The organism is Cupriavidus sp. 8B (assembly GCF_054589115.1).
In genome coordinates this window covers 1-5,232 of the sequence record NZ_BAAILO010000434.1, presented here as the reverse complement: position 1 = coordinate 5,232, position 5,232 = coordinate 1, and the positions used below count along the sequence as shown (strand labels likewise).

At 60.2% G+C, this 5,232-nt stretch carries 4 protein-coding genes; all 4 read right to left on the bottom strand.

All coding sequences use genetic code 11. The features are described from left to right. Window positions 1-1,242 precede the first annotated feature (1,242 nt). The gene (locus ACYP5B_RS42215; RefSeq protein WP_400101611.1) at window positions 1,243-2,031 is read right to left on the bottom strand and encodes an enoyl-CoA hydratase/isomerase family protein; all 789 of its coding nucleotides are present in this window, start codon (window positions 2,029-2,031) and stop codon (window positions 1,243-1,245) included. Next, window positions 2,012-2,881: an alpha/beta hydrolase gene (locus ACYP5B_RS42210; RefSeq protein ID WP_459573577.1), complete on the bottom strand. Its 870-nt coding sequence runs from the start codon at window positions 2,879-2,881 to the stop codon at window positions 2,012-2,014. The genes ACYP5B_RS42215 and ACYP5B_RS42210 overlap by 20 nt, the downstream gene beginning before the upstream one ends. A gap of 116 nt (window positions 2,882-2,997) precedes the next feature. Continuing rightward, the gene (locus ACYP5B_RS42205) at window positions 2,998-3,825 is read right to left on the bottom strand and encodes an SDR family NAD(P)-dependent oxidoreductase (RefSeq protein WP_459573576.1); all 828 of its coding nucleotides are present in this window, start codon (window positions 3,823-3,825) and stop codon (window positions 2,998-3,000) included. Window positions 3,826-3,836: 11 nt separating this feature from the next. Then, entirely contained in the window at window positions 3,837-5,105 is a 1,269-nt protein-coding gene (locus ACYP5B_RS42200) for a Rieske 2Fe-2S domain-containing protein (RefSeq protein ID WP_400101606.1), read from the bottom strand. Window positions 5,106-5,232: the final 127 nt, after the last annotated feature.

Genomic DNA, 5,232 nt, shown 5'->3' with positions numbered 1-5,232 from the left:
ACCATGCGCACCGTGATCTTCCTGATCGCCGGAAAGCTCGACTTCTCCGCGATCAACCCGCATGCCGCATAACCCACTCATTTTTCAAAAGAGCCTCTTTTGAACCAGTTCCTTGACTGAGGTGAAGGAGCCGCGACGGATTACTAGCCCGCTAACGCGGGGGTGTCTCTTTAGGGCGGGGTTTTCATGCTTCTAGCTGCTGTCGCGGCTGTGCGGTGTTGCCGTTTTAGAACGTGTGAGATGTTACTTTTCTTTACTCGTAAAGAAAAGTAACCAAAAGAAAGCGATCCTTGCAGGAGGCTGGCGTGGCGTCATTGGGAACCCCAATGGTTTCGTCGTACGGCCCTGGGTTCTAACCGACTCGTGCCGTTACCAGTTTAGACCACCACGGCGCTGCCAATGCCCGGGGATTCGTGGTGGCCCCCACCGGTAGCCACCACCACTTGTTTCATGCCGTCTGTCGCTCGCGGCGCGGGCGGCCACGAAGTTGCAGGCGTCCCGTTTTCGTCGTGGGCGCGGTGGCACCGAGAAAATAAATCCGAGGGTTTCACCACCGCGCCCACCCCACCACGAAACCATCACGGTGTGATATATCGTGGTGCTTTGCACCGGTACCGGCAGATGGGTGAATGAGCAGGGATGCCGCTACCGGGGGCCTCACCACGAAACCAGTGTCATTCACAGGATCGTGGCTCTTTGAACCAGTAACGGCATGAGTCCATTAAAACCCGGGGCCTGACGACGAAACCACCGGGCTGCGCAACCCCGACAAGCCAGCCTCCTGCAAGGATCGCTTTCTTTTGGTTACTTTTCTTTACGAGTAAAGAAAAGTGACATCTCACACGTTCTAAAACGGCCAACCCCGTACAGCCGCGCCAGCAGCTAGAAGCATGAAAACCCCGCCCACAAGAGACACCCCCGCGTCAGCGGGCCACAAGCAATACACATCGCACACTTCCCCCGACCGACAATTCCTGCTCCAAGCTCAACAGACTTTGCGAACGAATCAGAGGAACGGGATACCAGGCAGCTTGTGTGTGGCGCCGGCCTTGCGTGTGGCACCAGGGAGCGTTCCAAGTATCGGCCGCGGGATGAACCCCCAGGGCCATATAGCTGGACTCCCCGCAAGCATGCTTGATAAGTAGGATGACTCGCCGTTTGTTCGGCAGAGGAAAATGCGCGCTCAGATCGAAGCTGTCCTCGTTCAGTTGCCCGCATAGTCTCTCAGGCCCGCATAGTCTCTCAGCGACCGATAAAAGTGACGGGCGCAGGCTCCGCACCGCGCTTGAACGCTTCTGCGCGTGCGGTTCGCCCCATCCTGGCGTCTTCCGTGGTGTGAAGACCCATGGTGATGTCGAGCAGCAGTGAGTCTGCTCCCGGCACGCCACCTGCCGACCAAGCTTTAAGCAATGCGCGAATTGCGGCGTAGGAGCGCGTGGGGCCGCTCGAGAGTCGACGCGCGAGATCAGCCGCGAAGTTCTCGACGTCCTGCTCCGCTGCCACAAAGGCGGCAATGCCGAGCTGGCCCGCCTGGGCTCCCGACATGGGCTCACTGAGCATCGCATAACGTGCCGCCATGGCCCGACCGGCTCGCTCAGCCAATCGCTGTACAGCGCCGGCTACCGGTGCAGAACCCACGGACGCCTCGATACATCTGAAGGTTGCGTTTTCCGCTGCGACAATGAAGTCGCAGGCTAGCGTCAGCTCAAAGGCACCGCCGAACGCTGCACCGCGTACGGCTGCCACTGTGGGGATTTGCAATGCCTCGATGGATCTGTAGGCGAGATGGATCTCGGAAATAAAGGTTCGCCAGGCATTGAAGTCCTTGTCAATGAAATCAAGGACATCGCCGCCTTGACTGAAGTTCGGCCCTTCGGCGCGGATCAGCAGTGCGCGAATGTCAGTTTCGCTTGCCTCATGGACAGCGTCTCGCAGGCAGTCCGAGAAATCTGTCGCGATCAGGTTCGATGGTGGATTTGCCAGGACAATGTGCCCAACGGCTTCGTGCCGCTCAAAACGGATGGCTTTCATACGGTCTCCTCTTGTGACAGGCGTTTTCTACCGCGGTGCGCAGCATGTCAGCGACCTGGCGCTGAGCCAGTGCTGCTGCATCGAGCTTGCCGCGCATACTGTAGAACGTGTGCAGCATGCCCTGGTAGCGTACGCACGTCGCTGGAACACCCGCTTCAGCGAGCTTCATGGCATAGGCTTCACCATCGTCGCGTACGGTATCGCACTCGGCGGTGATCACGATGGCTGGCGGCAAACCGGCATGACTGTCGGCAAGCAGTGGCGAGAGTTTCCACGTCGACGCTGACACGCCGTGACTGAGCGCGTAGGTACGAAAGGCATGCGCCACATCGGCCTTGCGCTGCATGAACCCTTCCGCATAGGTGGATAGCGAATCCGCTTCCTGGCGCGCGTCCGTCGCAGGATAGACAAGTGCTTGCGCGAGAATCCGAGGATTTGCGTGATCCCGAGCGAGCAGGCAGACGACTGCGGCAAGATTGCCGCCCGCCGATTCGCCAAACACTGTCATGCGCGCCGTTGGAAGTCCGTGCTCATGGCCGTGCCCGGCGACCCAGCAGGTCGCTGCCCAGGCATCGTCCAGCGCTGCGGGGAAGGGATGGTCCGGCGCAAGCCGGTAATCGACACTCACCACCGCCAGCCCGGAGTCCTTGGCCAGGTGTCGGCAGACGGCGTCGAAGCTGTCGAGGTTGCCCATTAGCCATCCGCCGCCGTGGAAGGCCATCGTCACGCCAACGGCACCGTCTGGCCGATAGATGCGCAATGGGATCTCGCCATGAGGCCCGGGAACCGCGAGATCGAGGACGGTGTCGACATGCGGCCCGGGCGCGCGCGCGGCAGTGCGCGCGGCCATATCGGCACGCGCTTCCTGATAACTCATCTGTGCCATGCTCGGCTTCGTCGCGGCTGCCAAAGCGACAGGTCGCAGCAACGGATGGATCTGATCCTGGAGAGAAGATGTCATCGTGCTCAGGGAGTCGGGGTTGCTGAGGGGGCGAACGTCACTTTGGGAAATAGTGCCATGACACCAACGCCACCATCGACCTCAATGATTTCTCCGGCCATATGGGCACTCAGGTCGGAGGCCAGAAACAACAGCGGGCCTGCGATCTCCGCCGGCGTTGCGGGCCGTCCCAGTGGGATCACTTCGCTGATGGCCTCCCATGCAGCTTCGCCGAGACGCTGATTCAGCCTTGGCGTCCGGACGAACCCCGGCGACACTGCATTGATGCGTACGTTGTAGGGGGCGTACTCAGCGCCCGCGCACCTCACCAGGTGATGCAGCGCTGCTTTTGAGGTGGCATAGGCCGTTTCATTCGGTATTGCGCGATTGCCGGCAAGGGAGCCGACGAATGCGAAAATACCTCCGCCGTCGGCCTTCATCATCTCGCCACCAATCTGGATAGCCAGATAAGCGTGACGCACGACAATGTCAAACTGCCGGTCCCAGGACTCATCATCTACCGCCGAGAAGGGCTTGATGCCTGCGACCCCGATAATGTCGATAACGCCGTGTACGCGACCGAAGTGCTTGCGTGCCGTGTCAAAGACACGTTGAACGTCGGTTCGCTTGGTAGCATCGGCTACACAGGGGATACCGCCCACCGCTTCGGCGATGTTCTGGGCAAGCCGTTCGTCCTGGTCGACGCACAGAACGCGCGCACCGGCTTGTGCGAGAGCGTGCACGGTCTGCTCGCCAATACCTTGCCCGGCTCCCAGCACTACGAAGCCGCGCCCGTCCAGGCGCAGAAGGGACAGGTAATCAGGCGTGTCTTTGCTAATGCTATCGTTCGTCATGATCTCTCTCGTCAGGCTACCGGGGTTTCACGATGGGATGGCAGCAGGTCTTGCCACGCCGCTCCCTCTTCGAGTTGTGTGTCGCATGCGCTCACTCCACGCAGGTCGAGACCGACCGCACGAAGCGGCCCGTTCTCCATGACACGCCTGACCGATTCCAGCAGGACGCGACGGACCCGGGTCACAGCCTGGTCGGCCGGAACCAGGTGCTCGCGCGAGCGGTCATAGAGCGGCCCCTGGGACAAGCCGATGGTGGCATCCTCCACCTCCACACCGCGCAATCCAGTCCAGTTTTCTTTCATGCGGGTGCGATCCTGGCCGAACGAGTCCGCCCAGCTGGCTGTGAATGTGCAAGTCGCACGGTTGTAGTACTGTTGGTTGTCGAGACCCAGCAGTTCGATGATTCTCTCTTCATTCACAGGCTCATTCCCGTGAACTACGAGGAAGGTACTCGTGTGCGTATCGTCTTGCGGGACTTCCAGGACAGTAAACTGGAATGCGGGCGCGGGAATGATGCGGCCATACGGGACGATGAATGGCACAACGCGAGCGTTCAGGGTCCGCGGCGTATTGGTCTTGCGCAGTGCCACGTAATGGAAGCCGAATGCCGTGTCCTCGATCTTCAGCGCCGGCTCCAGATCATTGGAGGCGAGCGCCGCCGGGTTGATGGCATCGGGGTTGGGCGTGAACGCGTTATCCTTCCAGCCTGGTCGCGCCATATTGGTGTGGAGCACACCGACGTGCGAGCTGTCCTCGCCGCCTTCCACGAGCTGCAGGTAGTTGCAAGCAACGTTGACTCGCAAAACTACACGATGGTCCGGTTCTGCATCCATGAAGGCATAGCGAGAGAACGCAGGCTCCAGTTCGCTGGGACCAACATAGGCCCAGACGATGCCACCTTCCTCCCGCACCGGAAATGCCGGAGCCCTCATACGGGCGGCGTACTTGGGATCCGCGTGGTTCGGTGTCTCCATCACAGCGCCGGACGCGCTGAACTTCCATCCATGATAGAGACAGCGGATACCGCCTTCCTCGACCCGTCCGAGCGCAAGCGACGCGCCCCGATGCATGCACAGCTCTTCGAGAAAGCCGACCTGGCCTTTCGAGTCGCGAAAGGCGACGTAGTCTTCACCGAGCAGCCGAACGCGCAGTGGCGCGCAATCGGGCTCCGGCAATTGCGCGGACGTACATACCGGATGCCAGAAGCGTCTCATCATGGCTCCGCCCGGTGTATCCGGGCCGACACGACAAAGCAACTCATTATCCTCATGGTTCAACATGCCGAACTCCTTTGCTAACTAGTTTTATTGGGCCTCTTTTGAATTTCAAGTGGGTGGTATCGTGGGCGGATTCCAGGTAAAGAAGAACACAAGCGATGCACAGCAAACTGTTTGAAGCAGCCCTTGG